We start from the raw sequence: 18,043 nt of genomic DNA on the forward strand, positions 1-18,043 counted from the left end.
CGGCGGGGAAAGGGGAACGGGTCACGCGCGGACCGGCCGATCGTGGCGTGGACGGGACCTGGTCGCGGGTCATACGGCGGCCCTCGCGGTGATCATCAGGTGCAGCCGGTCGGCCATGGCGCGGCCGAAGGCGGGGTCGTTGACGTGCAGGTCCAGCTTCTCGACCTCGACGGCCGAGCCCCGCAGCCCCTCGTCCAGGGCGTCGAAGCAGGACTCGTCGGCCTTGGGGTCGTGGAAGGGCGCGCCCTCGACGTCGAGGGCGGAGACGCCGCGGCGCGGGACGAACAGCACGGCCGGGCCGTTGGCCGCGCTCAGCTTGGCGGCCATCCGGCGGCCGAGCTCGCCCATCTCCTCGGCCGTGGTCCGCATCAGGGTCACGGTCGGGTTGTGGACGTACAGCAGGCGGTCGCCGAAGGACTCGGGGACGGTGTCGCGGGGACCGAAGTTGACCATGTCCAGCGCGCCGGGGGCGACCACCTGGGGCACGCCGCGCGCTCCGGCCGCGGTCAGCCGGTCAGGGCCGGCCGACAGGACGCCGCCGACCAGGTCGTCGGCGAGTTCGGTGGTGGTGAGGTCGAGCACGCCCGAGAGCAGGCCGCTCTGGGCCAGCGACTCCAGGGCCCGCCCGCCGGATCCGGTGGCGTGGAAGACCAGCACCTCGTAGCCGAGCTCGTCCAGCCGCTCCCTGGCGGCGTCGACCGCGGGCGTGGTCACACCGAACATCGAGGCGGCCACGAGCGGGCGGTCGTCCTCGACGACCGGGGACGGGATACTCGCCATGCCGGCCATGGCCGCCGCGGCGTTGCCGAGGACGCGCACGGAGACGCGGTTGACCCCGGCGAGGTCGACGACGCTGTACATCAGCGTGACGTCCTTGGCCCCCACGTAGGGGGACACGTCGCCGGAGGCCATGGTCGAGACGATGAGCTTGGGCAACCCGATCGGCAGGTCCCTGACGGCCCGCGCCGCGATCGAGGACCCGCCGCTGCCGCCCACCGCGAGCACGCCGTCGAGACGGCCCTGGGCGTACAGCTCGGCGAGGACGGCGGCGGCGCCCTCCCCCATCGCCGTGACGGCCGCTCCCCGGTCGCCGGTCGCGCGCAGCGCAGCGACGTCGGTCCCGGCCGCCAGCGCGACCCGGTCGTTGCCGACGTCGGCGGGCACCCGCGCCTCACCGATGCCCGCGTCGACCAGGACGACGTCGCAGTCGAGGGCGCGTAACCGGTCGTGGAGCCAGGCGTACTCCCACCCCTTGGTGTCCAGCGTTCCAACCAGGCCTATCGTCGGCATCTCGCCCCACGCCTCTCTGTTCGCGGACCTTCTTCGCCACGTTGGTCGCGGTGACCGTCCCGGGAGGCGCGCACCGGACCCGATGGACGATCTCCGCGGGCGGAGGCCCCTTCCGGGCCCCGCCCCGGGACGCCCCGTGGTTCGCGGATCGCGCCCCCGCCGCCGGTCGGCGGCGCGACCGCCGGACGGGAGGGCCCGGTGGCGGGCGAGCCCTCCCTGGTGTGCTGCGCTGTCTCGTCGCTGTGTGCGTTGTCAGCTGTGAGTGTTGTCAGCTGTGAGTGTTGTCGGCTGTGTGCGTTGTTATGTGTGCTTTGTTGGGCGTACTGGTCAAAGGGCGGCGGAGAAGGTGCCGTAGTAGCCGCCCAGTTCCTGTCGGTAGACGCTCTGCCGGTACGTCGCCGCGTCGTACTCCGGCGCGTCCTGGATCTCCTGCTTGGTCCGCGAGATATAGATCTTGCGTTCCTGCCGGTCGATCCGGGTCACCGTGCTGGCCGGGAGCACGACCTTCTTGCCGGAGAGCCAGGAGCCGATGTCGGCCACGACGTAGCTGTCATCGGTCACATTGCTCTCCTCCTCCACCAGGCCGACCTTGCCGTCCACGGCCTCCACGTCGAAGCCGATGACGCTCATCGTCTCGTCGGGACCGTAAACGCCGTCGCGATAGCTCCACAGTCCTTCGCTCGTCATGTGCGGGCTCTCCTCATCGCGATATGTGTGGCCCCCGCCTACCCCTGGCGGACGAGGTAAACGGTGCATCGGATGGTCGTCTTATGCCAGGAGGCGGGGCCGTATCGCGGCACGGGCGAGACCACTAGAATGTGATTCTAGGATTGGCCGATCTTCCGGCCCCGACCGCGAGGAGCCCACGTGCACGATGCCTCACCGGAACTCCCGGCACTTCGGGAACTCGGCGCCGTCTTCGACCACACCGCCGTCGCGGCACCGCGGATCAGGGATCTCCTGCCGATCTACCTCGACCTGCTGGGCGGGACCTTCCGCAGCGGCGGCGACAACCAGATCGGCGGCTACCGGGCCCTGCAGCTCACCTATCCCGGCGGCAACAAGATCGAGCTGATGGAGCCCCTCGACGGCTCCCCCTTCTTCGACAGCTTCTTCGAGCTCACACGCGGCCGGGGCGGCGTGCACCACCTCAACTTCCACGTGGACGACATCGACCTGGCGGTCTCCCTGCTCACCGATCGCGGCTACCGCCTGCACGGCCTCAACCTGGGCGACCCGAGGTGGCGCGAGGTGTTCCTGCACCCCAAGGAGGCCCACGGCGTGCTCATCCAGCTCGCGCAGCCCGGTCCGCGCGACTCCGTACCCGTCCCCTCCCTCGACGACGTGCTGGCCGGACGCGGATTCCGCGGCAACGGGATTCCCAGCCCCGCCTGAACAGGGCACCATCATCGGGCGGGACGAGGTCACGGAGCCTTTCCCTCCTGGGACAGCGGAGAGGCGAGATGACACGCAAGCCAGGCGCCTGGGAGTGGAGCCGTACGGCGCAGACCCGTACGAGCATGCTCAGGGCCGCCAGGGAGGTCTTCACCGAGCACGGTTTCACCGACGCCGGGGTGGCCGACGTCGTCGAGCGCGCCGGGCTGAGCGTCGGCAGCCTCTACCACCACTTCGGCGGCAAGACCGAGCTGTTCCTCGCGCTGTGGGAGAGGCACCAGGCCGAGCACGAGGAGAACGCGGCCTCCGCGGTGGCGAAGGCCCGCCAGTCCGGCGTCCGCGACCCCCTGGAGCTGTTCGTCGCCGGCGCCCGCGCCTTCCTTGAGGGGTCGTGGGAGCGTCGGGACCTGGCCCGGCTGTTCATGGACGGCGGCGGGCCCCCGGGTTTCGAGCTGATGCGCCGCACGCGCGGCCGCGAGTGGGTACGGCAGAACGGTGTCCTGCTCGGCGCGGGCGGCACCTCCCTCGACCGCCTGACGGCCGCCGTCCTGACCTCGGTCATCGGCGAGGCGGGCCGTGAGGTGGCGACCTGCGACAGCGAGGCGGAGGCGGAGCGGATCATCGAGGCCGCGATCGAGCTGATCCGCCGCCTCGACCCGCTGCGCGCCCCCTCGGCATCGGTGCCGGCTCCCGCTCCGGCCCGGGAATCCGGGTCCGAGCCACCGGGCTGAAGTCCTCCGAAGCCCTCCGGCGGCCGGACGCGAGCGCAGGCGCAGGCACCGTCAGCACGCCACGCGCCGTGCGCCGGAGTCTGACGCCGCGCGCTACGGACTGACCTCGATGACGTCGACGCCGATCAGGTCGGCGACCGCGCGCAGGTCGGCGATCCGGTGGCCGGTGCCCAGGGCCCAGTGGTGGGAGATCCCGGTCGCGCTCCAGGCGTCGGTCCACTCCCCCGGGTCGCACCCGAAGTCCACCCGCGAGGTGGTGTTGCCGATCCGCAGCAGCGGCCCCTCCACCGTGGCCCCCTCGGAGACCACGAACGCGAACGTCCCGTCGCGCCGCTGCAGCAGGCCCAGCGCGGTCACCGGGCCGTGCGCCACGTCGAACTCGACCGACACGCCCCAGCCGCGCTTGCCGTGGTAGACACCCAGCCCGCGCAGCAGCGGGCGCCGCGCGCTGATCGCCAGGTGGGCCGGTCCGTCGTGCCCCATCTCCACGTGGCCGCGCGCGAAGTCGAGCGCCTGCAGCTCGGTGAACGACCCGCCCGCGCCCAGCCGGTCCATGACCAGCATGGCCAGCGAGGTGCGCAGCTCGTACTCGCCCGCGGCGGGAACGCCCCGGGCGGTCAGCAGGGACGCCCCCAGGATCATCCCGGCGCCCAGCCGCTCGTGGATCTCCCCCTCCAGGCCCCGGTGGTAGTAGGCCAGGCTGTCGAGGGCGAAGTCGTCCACCAGCCGGTCCAGGCCGACCGACACCCGCGCCGCCCAGGCGAAGTCGTCGTCCTTGACCGAACCGTCCAGCTCGAAGACCTCCCGCGCCAGCCCGACGCGCTCCCTGACCTGCGCGTCGGTGACCTTCTCCACCCGTACGCGCAGGTCGTCGAACTCCAGGACCTCGACGTGCCCGCCCAGGTTCACCGGTACCAGGGTGAGGTCGGTGGCCACGTCCAGCATTCCCGGGTACAGGTGGCCCATCAGGCCGTGCCTGCCCCGGCGCAGCGCCGCGCGTACCCCGGCCGCCCGCACCCACCGGCCGATCCTGGCCCAGGCCCGCTCGTCCTCCAGGTATCCCGACACCGACCGGAACGCGATCCCGGCCCGCATGAAGGTGTTGGCCATCTCCGGCAGCGGGCAGGCACCGCAGTAGGCGAGCCACTGGCCGGTGTCGAAGCTCGCGTGGTCCATCGACTCGGTCGGCTGCAGGTTGATCAGCAGCACCGGCGCCCCGCTGCGCTGCGCCACCGGCAGCAGCATGGTCGCGGTCATGTACGTGGTGAGGAAGCCGACGATGATGTCGCAGCCGGCCTCGCGCAGCCGCTCCGCCGCGACCGCGCCCTCCTGGGCGTCGGAGACGAACCCCACGTCGACGACGTCGCAGCCCAGCTCCCGCATCCGTTCGGAGACACGCTCCGACGACCGTCGCAGCTGCGGGAGCAGGTCGGGGAACTGCGGCCAGTAGGCTCCCAGCCCCCCGGCCACGAGTCCCACCTTCGTGCGCGGGGCGGTCACCCGGTCGAGCGCGGCGGTCATGGCGTTCTCCTCTCGCACCCCGGCGTCGCGAAGGGCATCCGGCGCGCGTGGACATCAGGCACGTGAACATCGCACGCGCGGATGTCGGACGCGCGGATATCAGGCGCGGGCATCAGGCGCCCCAGCCCGCCTGGGCACCGCCGACCCGGTCGGCGGCGATCTTCTCGAAGTAGCCCGACCTGGCGTACGCCGCCATCGGGTCGGGGTCCAGCCCCAGGTCGGTGCGCACCTCGGCCAGCAGGGGCCGCACGTCGGTGTTGTAGGCGTCCATCACGACCGCGTTCGCCCCGAGCACGTCCCCGGCGGCCTGGGCGACGGCCAGCGCCTCGCGGTCGACCAGCAGCGCCTTCGCCGTGGCCTCCTGCACGTTCATCACCGACCGGATCTGCCCGGCGATCTTCGGCTCGATGTTGTGGCACTGGTCCAGCATGAACGCCACGTCCTCGGTGAACCCGCCCCCGCCGATCACCTCGACCATGATGCGGAACAGCTGGAACGGGTCGGCCGCCCCCGCCATCAGGTCGTCGTCGGCGTAGAAGCGGGAGTTGAAGTCGAAGCCGCCCAGCTTGCCCTCGCGCAGCAGGAACGCCACGATGAACTCGATGTTGGTGCCCGGCGCGTGGTGGCCGGTGTCGACCACCACCTGCGCCTTGGGACCCAGCTTCAGGCAGTGCGCGTACGCCGTCCCCCAGTCGGGCACGTCGGTGGCGTAGAACGCGGGCTCGAACAGCTTGTACTCCAGCAGGAAGCGCTGGTTGTCGCCCAGCCGCTCGTAAACCCGCCCCAGCGCCTCGGCCAGCCGGTCCTGGCGGGCGCGGATGTCGTCCTGGCCGGGGTAGTTGATCCCGTCGGAGAACCACAGCTTCAGCGTGTCGGACCCGGTGGCGTCCATGATGTCCACGCAGTCCAGCAGGTGCGCGAGAGCCTTGGCCCGCACCCGCGCGTCCGGGTGGGTCACGCTGCCCAGCATGTAGTCGTCGTCCTGGAACACGTTGGAGTTGATCGCCCCGATCCGGACTCCCAGCCCCGACGCGTGCGCGGCCAGCGCGGCGTAGTCGTCGACCCGGTCCCACGGGATGTGCAGCGCCACCTGCGGCGCCACCCCGGTGAACGCGTGCACCTGCGCGGCGTCCGCGAGCTTCTCGAACGGGTCCCTCGGCACCCCCCGCTGGGCGAACACCTTGAACCGCGTGCCCGAGTTGCCGTACGCCCACGACGGGGTCTCGATGACCTGCGCCCGCAGCGAATCCTTGATCATGAATCGGTCCCCGATCATTTGAGGTGGAAGACTTCCTCGAGCGAGACCATGCCCTCGTCGGGGCGGCCGTCGAGGCTCTCGAAGAACGGCGCCATCTCGGCCTGCCACCGGGCGTTGACCTCGGTCGCGGCCATGGCCTCGCGGGCGGCCTCGAAGTCCTCGGTCTCCAGATAGCCGACCAGCAGCCCGTCCTCCCGCAGGAAGAGCGAGTAGTTGTGCCAGCCGGTGGCGCTCAGGGCGTCGAGCATCTCCGGCCACACGGCGCGGTGGCGCTCGCGGTACTCGGCCAGGCGCTCCGGCCGTACCTTCAGCAGGAAGCAGACACGCTGCACGGGATGGCCTTTCTTGGGTGCGGCCCGCGCCTTCCGACCACGGGCCTCCGCTGCCTTTCGATCACGTCGATCACGGGTCCGCGCCTTCCGGCCTCGGGACCGTGCCAACCCTGGCGCGGGCCGCACTTCCGGGGTGCGGTCCGCGCTTCCGGGATTCGGCCCGCGTCCTTTCCGGGTGCGGGCCGCGTACCTTCCCAAGGCCCGGTCCGCGTCCTTTCCGGGTGCGGGCCGTGCCGTCCCGGGCGCGGCCCGCCTCCTCGCGGGCGCGGGCCGCGCCGGTGGCGTCAGAAGTCGAACTGGTCGATGTTGGAGGCGTCGAAGGTGAACGGCGGGCCGAGGATGATCTCCCCGTCCTTGCCGATCGTCCGCTCGCCGAGCTTGCCGGCCTTCAGGACCTCGCCCTCGGCCCCGGTGATCTGCCCGGAGGCCAGCGCCGCCGCCGCGTACGAGGCCAGGTAGCCCAGGTCCTTGGGGTTCCACAGCGCGAACTTCTCGACCGTCTTGTCCTTGACGAACTGGCGCATCTGGTTGGGGGTGCCCAGCCCGGTCAGCACGACCTCGCCCTTGTACTTGGAGCCGGAGATGTAGCGCGCCGCCGCCGAGATGCCCACCGTGGTCGGCGAGATGATGCCCTTCAGGTCCGGGTACGCCTGCAGCAGACCCTGGGTCTCCTGGAAGGACTTCTGGTCGTCGTCGTCACCGTAGGCGACCTTGACCAGCTTCATGTCCTTGTACTCGGGCTTGCCGAGCTCGTCCTTCATGAACTCGATCCAGGTGTTCTGGTTGGTCGCGTTCGCCGTCGCCGACAGGATCGCCACCTCACCCTTGCCGCCGATCAGCTCCGACAGGAGCTTCACCTGGCTGCGGCCGATCTCCTCGGAGTTGGCCTGGTTGATGAACAGGTCGCGGCACTCCTTGGAGGCGTCGGAGTCGTAGGAGACGATCTTCGTCCCCTTCGCCCGCGCCTGCTGTAGCGGCCCGCACACCGCGTTGGCGTCGTTGGCCGCGATCAGGATCGCGTCGTGTCCCTGCTGGGTCAGCGTGTTGATGTACGACACCTGCGAGGAGGCGGACGCGTCGGAGGGGCCGACCTCCTTGGCCTCCGCCTTGAACTCCGCGGCCGCCTCGATCCCCGCCTTGTCCACGATCGTCTCGTACGGGTTGTTGATCTGCTTCGGCAGGAAGGCGATCTTCAGCCCTTCCTTGATCGGCGCGTTCGGATCGGCCTTCGCCGGGGCGGACGACGCGGGGGCGGCCGGGGCCGCGGAACTCGCCGAGTCCTTGGTGGTACCACCACCGCAGGCGGCGAGCGCGATCGACAGCAGGCCGGCCACCATCGCGGCGGGAACGGACCTTCGCGAAACAGTGAACATAAGCGCTTCCTCAGGAAGTGGGGGGTGGTCGGACTCCTACGAAAAAACGATTTAACCGGTTGAGCTGGACAGTAGAACCAAGCTCCGGCAGGTGTCAATGGCACATGAACGTGCCGTTTCCTTAGCGTTACACGACCTCCACCCCCGGGCGGCCCGGCTCCCCGGGGGAAACCCGCCGGACCCGCGTCCCGCCAGCCGGGCCGCCATCCGTTGCCACGTTTTAACCATCTCGGCACCTGACGGGGCGTGAATCCCCCCGAACGGCGCCTCCCCGCGGCCCAAGAGAGAACCCACGAGAGAGAGTCCCCGGGAGAGAACCCTCCCCGCCGCCCCGTGCGATAGATGAGGTGTGAGTCTTTTCCCCCCGTGGCGGCGGGACCCTCCCCCCGTCACCACCGAGAGCGACGACGCGGAACTGATCGCCGCGATCGCCGCCGAGAGCATGACCGCGCTGCGCATCCTGCACCGGCGGCACGCTCCCTGGCTGCGGGCGCGCCTGGCACGCCGCTGCGCCGACCTCGACGCGGTCGACGACGCCCTCCAGGACACCTTCATGGCCGTCTGGCGGTCCGCCGCGCGCTTCAGCCCGACCGGCGGCGACGCCGCCGGGTGGCTCTGGACGATCGCGATGCGCAGGCTGGTCTCGGTGCTGCGCGGTCGCGGGGCACGCTGGATCGGTCAGGGCCACGACCTCGACGAGGCACGGAGCACCGTCGAGTCGGCCGAGGACCTGGTCCTGGTCCGCGTGGAGCACGGTGACCTCGACGCGGCGATCCGCAGGCTCACGCCCGAGCTCCGCGCGGTCATCCAGGCCACCGTGCTCGACGGCCTCACCGTCAGGGAGGCCGCCCACCTCCTCGGTGTCCCCGAGGGCACCGTCAAGACCCGCGCGATGCGCGCGAGGGCGCGTCTGCGAAGGGACCTGGCATGAGCGTGCACGACGAGCCCGGAGGACGGCGGCCGGTGAACACCTGGCACATCCCCGGCGATCTGCTGGACCGCTACCTGGCCGGAGACCTGGACCCGGTGCGGGCCATGTCGGTCGACGCCCACCTCGGGGGCTGTCCGGTCTGCCGGGCGGCCGTCCCGTACGAGCGGGAGTGGCTCGAAAGCTCCTGGCAGCGCCTCGAGGACGAGGCGGGCCTGCCCAGGCCGCGCCCGGCCGAGCGGCTGCTGCGCCTCGCCGGGCTGCCCGGCCACGTGGCGCGGCTGGTGACGGTGACACCGGCGCTCGGCCGGGCGTGGCTCACCGCCGTACTGGCCGTGCTCGCCTTCGGCGTGCTCGCGGCGAGGCAGACCGCCGAGGCGCTGCCGTTCTTCCTGGTGGCCGCCCCGGTGCTGCCGCTGGCCGGTATCGCCGCCGCCTACGGCCCGCGCGTCGACCCCGTCCACGAGCTGCTGGCCGCCACCCCCCTGTCGGGACCGCGCCTGCTGCTCGTCCGCTCGACCGCCGTCCTCACGGTGGCGTTCGTGCTGGCCGGTCTCGCCTCGCCGCTGCTGCCCGCCCCGCCGGGGCTGAGCGCCGCGTGGCTGCTGCCCGCGCTCGCGGCGACCTCGGGCTGCCTGGCGCTGTCCACCCGGCTGTCCGTACCGGCCGCCGCGCTCACCGCGGGCGGGCTGTGGCTCGCCGGTGTCGCCGTCGCCGCCGAGGCCGGTGGCGGCTGGCGGGTCCCGTTCCAGCCGGGCGCGCAGCTCCTGTACGGCTGCGCGGCCGCCCTGCTCGCCGTACTCGTCTACCGGCGGCGCGACCGCCTCGACCCGGGGGAGACCCGTTGAGCATCACCGTGAAGGGCCTGGTCAAACATTACGGCCGCACCCGTGTCCTGGACGGCCTCGACCTGGTCGTCACCCCGGGCGTCACCGGCCTGCTCGGGCCGAACGGGGCGGGCAAGACGACGCTGCTGCGCTGCCTGGCCACCACGCTCGCCCCCGACTCCGGTACCGTCGACGTCCTCGGCCTGGACCCCGGGGACCGGCTCCAGCGCACGGCGCTGCGCCGCAGGCTCGGCTACCTGCCGCAGGACCCCGGCCACTACCCGCACTTCACCGCGTTCGACCTGGTCGACTACGTGGCGATCCTGAAGGAGATCACCGATCGGCGCGAGCGCCACCGCGAGGTGCGGCGGGTGCTGGCGGAGGTGGGACTGTCGGACCAGGCGAGGGTGCGCGCGCGCAAGCTGTCGGGCGGCATGCGCCAGCGCCTCGCGCTCGCGCAGGCGCTGCTGGGCGAGCCGGACGTGCTGATCCTGGACGAGCCGACCGTGGGTCTCGACCCCGAGCAGCGGATGCGGTTCAGGGCGCTGGTGTCGAAGGTGGGCGAGAGCCGTACCGTGCTGCTGTCCACCCACCAGACCGAGGACGTCGCGGCGTTGTGCGAGCGGGTCGTGACCGTGGACGAGGGCAGGGTGGTCTTCGACGGGACGCCCGGCGAGCTCGCCGCGACGGCGGCCGGGCGGGTGTGGCTGTCCGAACGGCCTCCCGCCGGGCCACACCTGTTCTGGCGCACGGCCGACGGCCGCTACCAAACCCTCGGCGACCGGCCGGAGGAGGGCGTGCCCGCGGAGCCGGGGGTCGAGGACGGCTACCTGCTCCTGCTCGGCGACCGCGGACGGGCGGCCGCGGCATGACCGGCCATCCGTCCGGGAACGCGACCGGTCATGGCGCCCGACGCGGTACGGCGGTCCGCGAGGACGGCCGGGGCGCGAGCGGCGGGGCCGTCCTCGCCCCCTCCCCCCGCAGGACACCGCTCCTCCCCCGCCGCGGAACGTCATGGGAGCTGTTCGTCTTCGAGGTACGCCGCCTGGCGCGGAATCCGGTCCTGTGGGGCACGGCGGCGCTCGTCCTCGCGGTGCAGACGTACCTGAGCCGCGACCAGCAGCCGGACATGGGCATCGATCCGATCGCCGCGACGGGCATGGCGTCCTGCCTGGCCGGAGCCGTGCTGCTCGTGGCGAACCTCGCCACCTCCCGCGACGGCCGGCACGGCATGCCGGAGAGCCTCGCCGGGCTGCCCGCCGGCGCCGGGCACCGGACGAGGGCCGTGCTGTTCGCGGCACCGCTGGTCGGTGGCCTGTCGGCGGCCGTGGTGCTCGGCCTCCATCTCCTCATCCGCCTCCTGAGCGGGCCCGTCGCCGGGACACTGGACCCGTACGAGCCGCTGACCGCGGTGGCCGCCTCGGCGTTCGCGGCCGCGCTGGGAGCGGCGGTGGGCCGTTGGCTGCCCTGGCTGATCGCCGGGCCGCTGGTCATCGCGGCGATCGGATTCCTGATCTTCCAGAATCCGGCCAACGGGTCGGCGGGCTGGTGGCTGCCGGTGATGCAGCACCACTACCCCGACTGGCCCGACCGGCCCTCCGGCACGCACCTGGTCTACGTGCTGGCCCTGGTCGTCCTCGCCGGCGGGATCGCGTCGCTGAGACACGGGCTCCGGCCGTCACCCCTGGTCGCGGTGGTCGCGGCCGTCGCCGTGGCGGTGCCCGCGGGGGCCACCGCGGCGGAGGTGCGGCCGGTCGCCGCGACCCGCTCCGGCTGGATGGACACGGACGACGTCGATCCACGCGTCAGGGACCGCTTCTTCGGGCCGCACGCGTACCGGTGCGAGGAACGCGGCGGGGTCACCTACTGCGCCTACCCCGAGTACGTCCCGTGGATCCCGCTGTGGGAGGAGGCCGTCGCACCGGTGGTGCGGGCCATACCGCCCGAGCGCAGGCACCTGGTGCCACAGGTCCGGCAGATGACCTCGGCCTGGTTCTTCGGTGAGGACACCGAGGCGCACGCCGTGCGGCCGGGCATGTCCTGGGGTCATCCCGACCAGCGAAGACGACTCGCCGAGGACCTGTCACTCCACGTCGCGGGACTCCGCCTCCCGTGCGACGCCCGCGGGCAGGCGCGCACCCTGGTGACGCTCTGGCTGATCGGGCAGGCATCGCCGGTCACGCGGCCCCGGTCGCTACGGATCGACGGCAGGCTGAGCGGGAAGAGCCTGGTCGACTACGGCGACATCGAGGTCGGTTACGCCAGACGACTGCTCGCCTCCCCCGGCGCGCGTGAGCGCGTACGGACCCACTGGGACACGCTCATGAGACCCACCACCACGCTCGAACGAGCGCTGCCGCTGCTGGGCCTCGACCGGGAGTTCCCCATCTCGAAACCGGAGGGCACGCCATGTCGCTGACGATCGGGGCGCGCGAGACCGAAGAGCGCCAGACCGAAGAGCGCGAGGCCGAAGGGCACAGGACCGAAGGGCGCGAGAGGGCGCGGTGGACGGCCGGGAGCGACGCTCCCCCGGCGAGCGCCGGCGAGCCCGGGACCCGGCGGACACCCGCGGCCCTCATCCTGGCCGCCGCCCGGCGAACGCGCGCCGTCCTCATCCTGGCCAGGACCCGGCGGACACCCGCGAGCCTCATCCTGGCCGGAGCCCGGCGGACACGCGCGGTCCTCGCCCTGACCGGAGGGCAGCGGATACGCGCCGCCCTCGCCCTGACCTGGCCGCTCGCGCGGGCGATCGACTGGGCGCCGCTCGCGGCCGTCGCCGTCTTCACCGCCGCCCTGGTGTCGCTGGTCGAGATGGGAAGCGAGCTGTCGGCCGGCACCGCGCTCGACCTGATGCGGGTCGGTGGCGCCCTGCTCGGCGGAGCGGCGGCTTTCGCGCTGGTCGATCCCGTGGCCACCAACGCGGGACCGGCCCCCGTGCCCCGCTGGGTCCGGCAGGGGCTGCGCTGCCTGCTCGCCGGCGCCGTCGCGATGGCCGTCTGGCTGGGCGCCTTCGCCGTCGTCGTCTCCCGCCTTCCCCGAGGTCAGCTGTTCCCGCTCTCCGATCTGCTCGTCGAGGCCGTCGTGTGCCTGGGGGCCGGGCTCGCCGCCGCGGCGACCGCCACCCGGTTCACCTCGGGAAGACAGCTCGCCCTCGCCGCCGTCGTGGCCCAGCTCATGCTCGTCCTGGCCACCGTGCTCCTGCCCGCCGGGCTCCAGCTGTGGCCGCCGACGTGCGGGTACGGCCACTGGTACGAGGCGCATCGCTTCTGGCTGGTCATGTCGCCGCTCCCGCTGCTGTGGCTGGCGGCGGCGAACAGGGACGTCCGCTGACCGCGGACCCGTCCGCGAAGGGGCGGCACGAGGTTCGCCCCGCCCCGGAGCCGAACCCCTGATCCGATTCATCCCAATCAGGAATGAATGGGGAATTCCTCGCCATTCGCTGTGCCGGAGAACCCGCCGGTGACCAGGGGACGGAAATCGCCCGCCCGGCGGATTTCCCTGTCCGGCCATGGGCCATGTGAGCACTATGACGCAGACCGTCTCCCGAATGGCCGCTTACATAAAGGCGTCCGCAGTTCACAGATCGGAGAGACCACCATCATGTCGCGTAAGCGTCGCAACATCACCGCCCTGGCACTCACGCTGGCCGGGCTCGCCACCACCGCCGTCCTCGCCTCCCCCGCCCACGCGGCCGGGGCCACCGTCACGGTGGGATCGTTCGGGAACATGTCCGTCGTGGGCACGACCGGGAACGACAGTGTCGACATCAACCCGTCCAACGGCAAGGTCAACGTGACCTCCAGCCTGCACTCGGTGACCGCGGGTGCCGGATGCGTCCAGCAGGGGCCCGGCACGGTCTCCTGTTCCGGGGTCTCGACCATCACGGTCAACGTCAGGACCGGCGACGACACCGTGCGCAACAACACCTCACTGTTCGCCGAGATCTTCGGCTCGGCCGGGTCCGACCGCCTCTCCGGTGGTTCCGGCCGCGACATCCTCGTCGGCGGGAGCGGCGACGACTTCCTGTCCGGCAACGGCGGCAACGACACCACCGACGGCGGACCGGACTCCGACGGCTGCAGCGGGGAGACCGAGGTCAACTGCGAGGTGTAGTGGAGGTCACCTGGCCGCACGGGAGCGGGCCAGGTCAGGGGGCGGGTGGCGGCACCGCGGGGGCGGTGCCGCCGCCCGCCCCCGGGACCGGAACACGCGGGGCCGACGCCGTCACACGGCCCGGGACACGCGGGACCGGTGCCGCGAGCGCGGCCCGGGACGGCTCCCCGTGCCCCGGACGCGGCCGGGGCACGGGGAGCCGCTATTTTCCGAACATGACGATCGCCCGTTCACTGCTGTTGTTCGCGCTGGCCGCCGTCGCCGAGATCGGCGGCGCCTGGCTGGTCTGGCAGGGGGTCCGCGAGCAGCGGGGGCTGCTGTGGATCGCCGCGGGGGTCGCCGCGCTGGGGGCGTACGGATTCGTCGCCACGTTCCAGCCGGACGCGAACTTCGGCCGGGTCCTGGCCGCCTACGGCGGGGTGTTCATCGCCGGTTCGCTGCTGTGGGGGATGCTGGCCGACGGCTTCCGCCCCGACCGGTGGGACCTGATCGGCGCGGGCGTGTGCCTGGCGGGGGTCGCCCTGATCATGTACGCCCCGCGCGGGTGAACCCGGAGCGGCCGTCGCGAAAGGTCCGCGGGAAAGCCCGCGTGGCCAAGCCGGGAGGGCCCTGGGGAAAGGCCCGCACGGCCGGACCGGGGGCGCCCGGGGAAAGGCCCGCGTGAACGAACCGGGGAGACCTGGGGAAACCCACGTGGCCGAACCGGGGAGACCCGAGGAAAGGCCCACGTGGCCGAACCGGGAGAGGCCGAAGGAAAGGCCCGCGTGAACGAACCGGGAGAGAAAGGCGAATCCGCAGGCAGTTTCATCCACCATTTCTGATATATCTCCCGTATCAGGAAAGCCTTTCCGGTTACCCTTGGACCGTGCCCGTCTACGTGGCCGTGGATCTCGGACCTGAGGGCGGCCGGGTATTGACCGGCGAATTCGATGGTGAACGGCTCGCGGTGCGAGAGGCGCACCGCTTCGCCAACCGGCCCGTCCGCGTTCTCGACGGCCTGTACTGGGACGTGCTGGGACTTCTCACCCAGGCCCGCGGGGGCATCGCACTGGCCGCCTCCCGTGGCCGCCTCACCAGCGTGGGCGTGACCGCCTGGGGCGGTGACTTCGCGCTCCTCGACCGCGCCGGGCGGCTGCTGGCCAACCCCCGCCACCACCTCGACCCCTACACCTCCGGCCTGACGGGTCTCGTCTCCTGGCAGGACCACTACGAGCTGACCGGGGTGCGTCCCGGACCCGGCACCACGGCCTGCCAGCTGCTGGCGCACGCCGGGTCCCCGCTCCTGGAGGCGGCCGACCACCTGGCGATGATGCCGGACCTGTTCACGCTCTGGCTGAGCGGCGAGATGCTCGCCGAGCGGACGATCGCGAGCACCAGCCAGCTGCTGGACGCCAGGACCGGCCGGTGGGCGGACAGCCTCGTCACCCGCCTGGGCCTGCCCCACCACCTGTTCGCCCACCGGCTCGCCGAACCCGGCACGGTCGCCGGGCCGCTGCGCGACGGGAGCGACGGAAGCGGCGTGGGCAGCGGGGGCGTCCGGAGCAGCCGGAACGGGAGGGGTCCCGGCGCGACCATGGTCGTCGCGGTGGCCGGCCACGACGCCGCCTCCGCGGCCACGGCGCTTCCCGTCTCCGCGGGCTCGGTCGGCTACATCTCCTTGGGCCCCCGTTCGCTGGCGGGGCTGGAGCTCGACGCGCCGGTCACGAGCCGGGCGGCCAGGCTGGCGGGCTTCACCAACGAGGGCGGCGTCATGGGGACCGTGCGCTTCACCCGCGCCCTCAACGGCCTGACGCTGCTCCAGGAGTGCCGCAGGGCCTGGGGGGTGCGCACCTCGTACGCGGACCTGGTCGCCGAGGCGGCCACGGCGCCCGCGTTCGGCCCGCTGATCGACCCCGGCCACCCGTGGTTCCTCGAACCGGGTGACATCCCGGCCAGGATCGCGGCCTACTGCCGGTCGACCGGCCAGGCGCCGCCCGAGGACCGCGCGCAGACGGTGCGCTGCGTCCTGGAGAGCCTCGCGTGCTCCTACCGGTGGGCCCTGGAGCAGGCCGAGTTCCTCAGCGACCGGCGGGTGGAGGCCGTGCACCTCGTGGGGGGCGGGGCCGCCAGCGCCACGCTCTGCGGGCTCGTCGCCGACTTCGCCGGGCGGCCGGTGCTCGCGGGTCCGGTGGAGGCGACCGCCGTGGGGAACCTGCTGGTCCAGGCGATGGCCGACGGCCGCCTCGGGTCCCTCACCGAGCTGCGCGAGGTGGTCCGCCGCTCGTTCAGGCCCCGGCCGTTCCCCCCGGCCGCGCGGCGGGAGCCGTACGAGATCGCCTACTCCCGCTACCGGCGGCTGACCGGCATCGACGGGTTCTGGAACGACGCGGGACCCGGGCCGAGGCCGGACACCGGGCGCCGGACGCGCCCGGCCCGCCACGCGGCGTCGGCCCCCTCGGGGACACCGGTGACACCGGCGACACCGGCGACACCGGCGACGTCAGCGGCCCCGGCGGTCTCGGTGACCTCGGTGACCTCAGTGGGACTCTCTGGCGACCGCGTCACCGCTGGAGCCGACGAGGAAGTCGAGGTCGGCGCCCCGGTTGGCCTGCATCACATGATCGACGTAGAGGCGTTCCCAGCCCCGTGACGGCGCGGCGAAGGCCTCCCGCATCGCCTCGGACGGTTGACGCCTGGCCAGGTCCTCCGGCGGGATGTCGAGGTCCAGGCGTCTGGCCTCGACGTCCAGGACGATCGGGTCGCCGGTCCGCACCAGGCCGAGCGGGCCGCCCGCCGCGGCCTCGGGCGCCACGTGCAGGACCACCGTGCCGTACGCCGTGCCGCTCATCCGGCCGTCGCAGATCCGCACCATGTCACGCACCCCGCGCTCCAGGAGCTTGGCCGGCAGCGGCAGGTTTGCCACCTCGGGCATTCCCGGGTAGCCCTTGGGACCGCACCCGCGCAGCACGAGCACCGAGGAGGCGTCCACGTCGAGATCGGGGTCGTCGATCCGGGCGTGCATGTCCTCGATGCTGTCGAAGACCAGGGCCCGGCCCCGGTGGCGCATCAGCTCGGGCGAGGCCGCGGCGGGCTTGATGACAGCCCCGGACGGTGCCAGGTCGCCGTACAGGACGGCGATGCCCGCGGCCTCCTGCAACGGCTGGTCACGCGGGCGGATGACGGTCTCGTCCCAGATCCGCGCCTCGTCCAGGTGGTCGGCGAGCGGCCTGCCGGTCACCGTCAGCGCGTCCGGGTCCAGCAGGTCGCGTACCTCGCGCAGCGCGGCCAGCAGGCCGCCCGCGCGGTGGAAGTCCTCCATCAGGTGGCGGCCCGCCGGTTGCAGGTCGACCAGGAGCGGCACCCCGGCGCCGGTGCGGTCGAAGTCGTCGAGGGAGAGCTCGACGCCGAGCCGGCCCGCGATGGCCAGCAGGTGCACCACCGCGTTGGTGGATCCGCCGACGGCGGCCAGCGCGACGATCGCGTTGAGGAAGGATCCCCTGGTGAGCAGGGCGCTGGGGCGCAGGTCCCGTTCGACGAGCTCGACGGCGAGCCGCCCGGTCTCGTGGGCGCCCTCCAGCAGGCGGCTGTCGGGGGCGGGCGTGCCCGCCAGGCCGGGGACGGTGGTGCCGAGCGCCTCGGCGACACAGGCCATGGTGGAGGCGGTGCCCATGGTGTTGCAGTGGCCCCTGCTGCGGATCATCGACGACTCCGAGCGCAGGAACGCCTGCTCGCTCAGGGTGCCCGCGCGGACCTCCTCGCTGAGCCTCCACACGTCCGTGCCGCAGCCCAGCGGCACGCCGCGGAAGGTGCCGGTGAGCATGGGCCCCCCGGGGAGGACCACGGCGGGCAGGTCGACCGAGGCCGCGGCCATCAGCAGGGACGGGATGGTCTTGTCACAGCCGCCCAGCAGCACCACGCCGTCGATCGGGTTGGCCCGCAGCATCTCCTCGGTCGCCATCGCGGCCATGTTGCGCCACAGCATCGCGGTGGGCCTGACCAGCGTCTCGCCCAGCGAGACGACCGGCAGGTTCATCGGGACGCCACCGGCCTCCCAGATGCCCTGCTTGACGCTCTCGGCCACCTCGTCGAGGTGGGAGTTGCACGGGGTGAGGTCGGAGGCGGTGTTGGCGATCGCGATGTGCGGCCGGCCGTCGAAGGCGTGCGAGGGCAGCCCTCGCCGCATCCAGGCCCGATGGATGTAGGCGTTGCGGTCGGTTCCCGCGTACCACTGCGAACTCCGCCGGTCCGCCGTCACGTTCTCAGCCTCATTTGCCGAACGGTAGTCTACGGAACCCG

The 18,043-nt window shown here is 72.6% G+C and carries 17 protein-coding genes; 10 read left to right on the forward strand and 7 right to left on the reverse strand.

Translation table 11 applies throughout. From position 1 onward, the window contains the following. Positions 1-69: 69 nt before the first annotated feature. Complete coding sequence (locus ACFFRH_RS29865; RefSeq protein ID WP_386161046.1) at positions 70-1,290, reverse strand: Tm-1-like ATP-binding domain-containing protein; 1,221 nt, start codon at positions 1,288-1,290, stop codon at positions 70-72. A gap of 327 nt (positions 1,291-1,617) precedes the next feature. Then, positions 1,618-1,977 (reverse strand): PRC-barrel domain containing protein, encoded by a 360-nt coding sequence (locus ACFFRH_RS29870; protein ID WP_344745978.1) that lies wholly within the window; start codon positions 1,975-1,977, stop codon positions 1,618-1,620. A 180-nt stretch (positions 1,978-2,157) separates the two neighbouring features. Here ACFFRH_RS29870 and ACFFRH_RS29875 point away from each other — a divergent pair, with 180 nt between their 5' ends. Both ACFFRH_RS29875 and ACFFRH_RS29880 read left to right on the forward strand, forming a co-directional pair. After that, positions 2,158-2,685: a VOC family protein gene (locus tag ACFFRH_RS29875; RefSeq protein ID WP_344745979.1), complete on the forward strand. Its 528-nt coding sequence runs from the start codon at positions 2,158-2,160 to the stop codon at positions 2,683-2,685. A gap of 68 nt (positions 2,686-2,753) precedes the next feature. After that, on the forward strand, positions 2,754-3,416 hold the full coding sequence (locus ACFFRH_RS29880; protein WP_344745980.1) for a TetR/AcrR family transcriptional regulator: 663 nt from the start codon (positions 2,754-2,756) through the stop codon (positions 3,414-3,416). 93 nt (positions 3,417-3,509) lie between these two features. Here ACFFRH_RS29880 and ACFFRH_RS29885 read toward each other — a convergent pair whose 3' ends face one another. The 4 genes from ACFFRH_RS29885 to rhaS form a co-directional block, all read right to left on the reverse strand. Beyond that, positions 3,510-4,937 carry an arabinose isomerase gene (locus ACFFRH_RS29885; RefSeq protein WP_386161047.1) on the reverse strand — a complete coding sequence of 476 codons (1,428 nt, stop codon included), beginning with the start codon at positions 4,935-4,937 and terminating at the stop codon, positions 3,510-3,512. 112 nt (positions 4,938-5,049) lie between these two features. Continuing rightward, entirely contained in the window at positions 5,050-6,195 is a 1,146-nt protein-coding gene (rhaI, locus tag ACFFRH_RS29890) for an L-rhamnose isomerase (RefSeq protein WP_344745983.1), read from the reverse strand. A 14-nt stretch (positions 6,196-6,209) separates the two neighbouring features. Next, the gene (locus ACFFRH_RS29895) at positions 6,210-6,527 is read right to left on the reverse strand and encodes an L-rhamnose mutarotase (protein ID WP_344745984.1); all 318 of its coding nucleotides are present in this window, start codon (positions 6,525-6,527) and stop codon (positions 6,210-6,212) included. 284 nt (positions 6,528-6,811) lie between these two features. After that, on the reverse strand, positions 6,812-7,900 hold the full coding sequence (gene rhaS / locus ACFFRH_RS29900) for a rhamnose ABC transporter substrate-binding protein (protein WP_344745985.1): 1,089 nt from the start codon (positions 7,898-7,900) through the stop codon (positions 6,812-6,814). A 349-nt stretch (positions 7,901-8,249) separates the two neighbouring features. Between rhaS and ACFFRH_RS29905 the strand changes: the two genes are divergently transcribed. From ACFFRH_RS29905 to ACFFRH_RS29940, 8 genes are all read left to right on the forward strand, one after another. Further along, positions 8,250-8,831, forward strand: a complete 582-nt coding sequence (locus tag ACFFRH_RS29905; protein WP_344745987.1) for an RNA polymerase sigma factor — start codon at positions 8,250-8,252, stop codon at positions 8,829-8,831. Then, a complete protein-coding gene (locus ACFFRH_RS29910) occupies positions 8,828-9,676 on the forward strand; it encodes a zf-HC2 domain-containing protein (RefSeq protein WP_386161048.1) in 849 nt (282 codons plus the stop codon). The genes ACFFRH_RS29905 and ACFFRH_RS29910 overlap by 4 nt, the downstream gene beginning before the upstream one ends. Continuing rightward, positions 9,673-10,527: an ATP-binding cassette domain-containing protein gene (locus tag ACFFRH_RS29915; RefSeq protein WP_344745990.1), complete on the forward strand. Its 855-nt coding sequence runs from the start codon at positions 9,673-9,675 to the stop codon at positions 10,525-10,527. Before ACFFRH_RS29910 ends, ACFFRH_RS29915 begins: the two co-directional genes overlap by 4 nt. Further along, the gene (locus ACFFRH_RS29920) at positions 10,524-12,074 is read left to right on the forward strand and encodes a hypothetical protein (protein WP_386161049.1); all 1,551 of its coding nucleotides are present in this window, start codon (positions 10,524-10,526) and stop codon (positions 12,072-12,074) included. Before ACFFRH_RS29915 ends, ACFFRH_RS29920 begins: the two co-directional genes overlap by 4 nt. After that, positions 12,065-12,985 (forward strand): hypothetical protein, encoded by a 921-nt coding sequence (locus ACFFRH_RS29925; protein ID WP_386161050.1) that lies wholly within the window; start codon positions 12,065-12,067, stop codon positions 12,983-12,985. The genes ACFFRH_RS29920 and ACFFRH_RS29925 overlap by 10 nt, the downstream gene beginning before the upstream one ends. Positions 12,986-13,255: 270 nt before the next feature. Further along, positions 13,256-13,768 (forward strand): calcium-binding protein, encoded by a 513-nt coding sequence (locus tag ACFFRH_RS29930; protein WP_344745994.1) that lies wholly within the window; start codon positions 13,256-13,258, stop codon positions 13,766-13,768. Positions 13,769-13,983: 215 nt separating this feature from the next. Further along, positions 13,984-14,316: a YnfA family protein gene (locus ACFFRH_RS29935; protein ID WP_344745995.1), complete on the forward strand. Its 333-nt coding sequence runs from the start codon at positions 13,984-13,986 to the stop codon at positions 14,314-14,316. Positions 14,317-14,633: 317 nt separating this feature from the next. Next, entirely contained in the window at positions 14,634-16,397 is a 1,764-nt protein-coding gene (locus ACFFRH_RS29940; protein ID WP_386161051.1) for a rhamnulokinase, read from the forward strand. Here the strand turns inward: ACFFRH_RS29940 and ACFFRH_RS29945 are convergent. Further along, a complete protein-coding gene (locus ACFFRH_RS29945; protein WP_344745997.1) occupies positions 16,284-18,002 on the reverse strand; it encodes an IlvD/Edd family dehydratase in 1,719 nt (572 codons plus the stop codon). The two genes, ACFFRH_RS29940 and ACFFRH_RS29945, sit on opposite strands and share 114 nt — an antisense overlap. Positions 18,003-18,043 lie beyond the last annotated feature (41 nt).

It is taken from the genome of Streptosporangium vulgare, from assembly GCF_042428775.1.
Lineage (GTDB): Bacteria > Actinomycetota > Actinomycetes > Streptosporangiales > Streptosporangiaceae > Streptosporangium > Streptosporangium vulgare.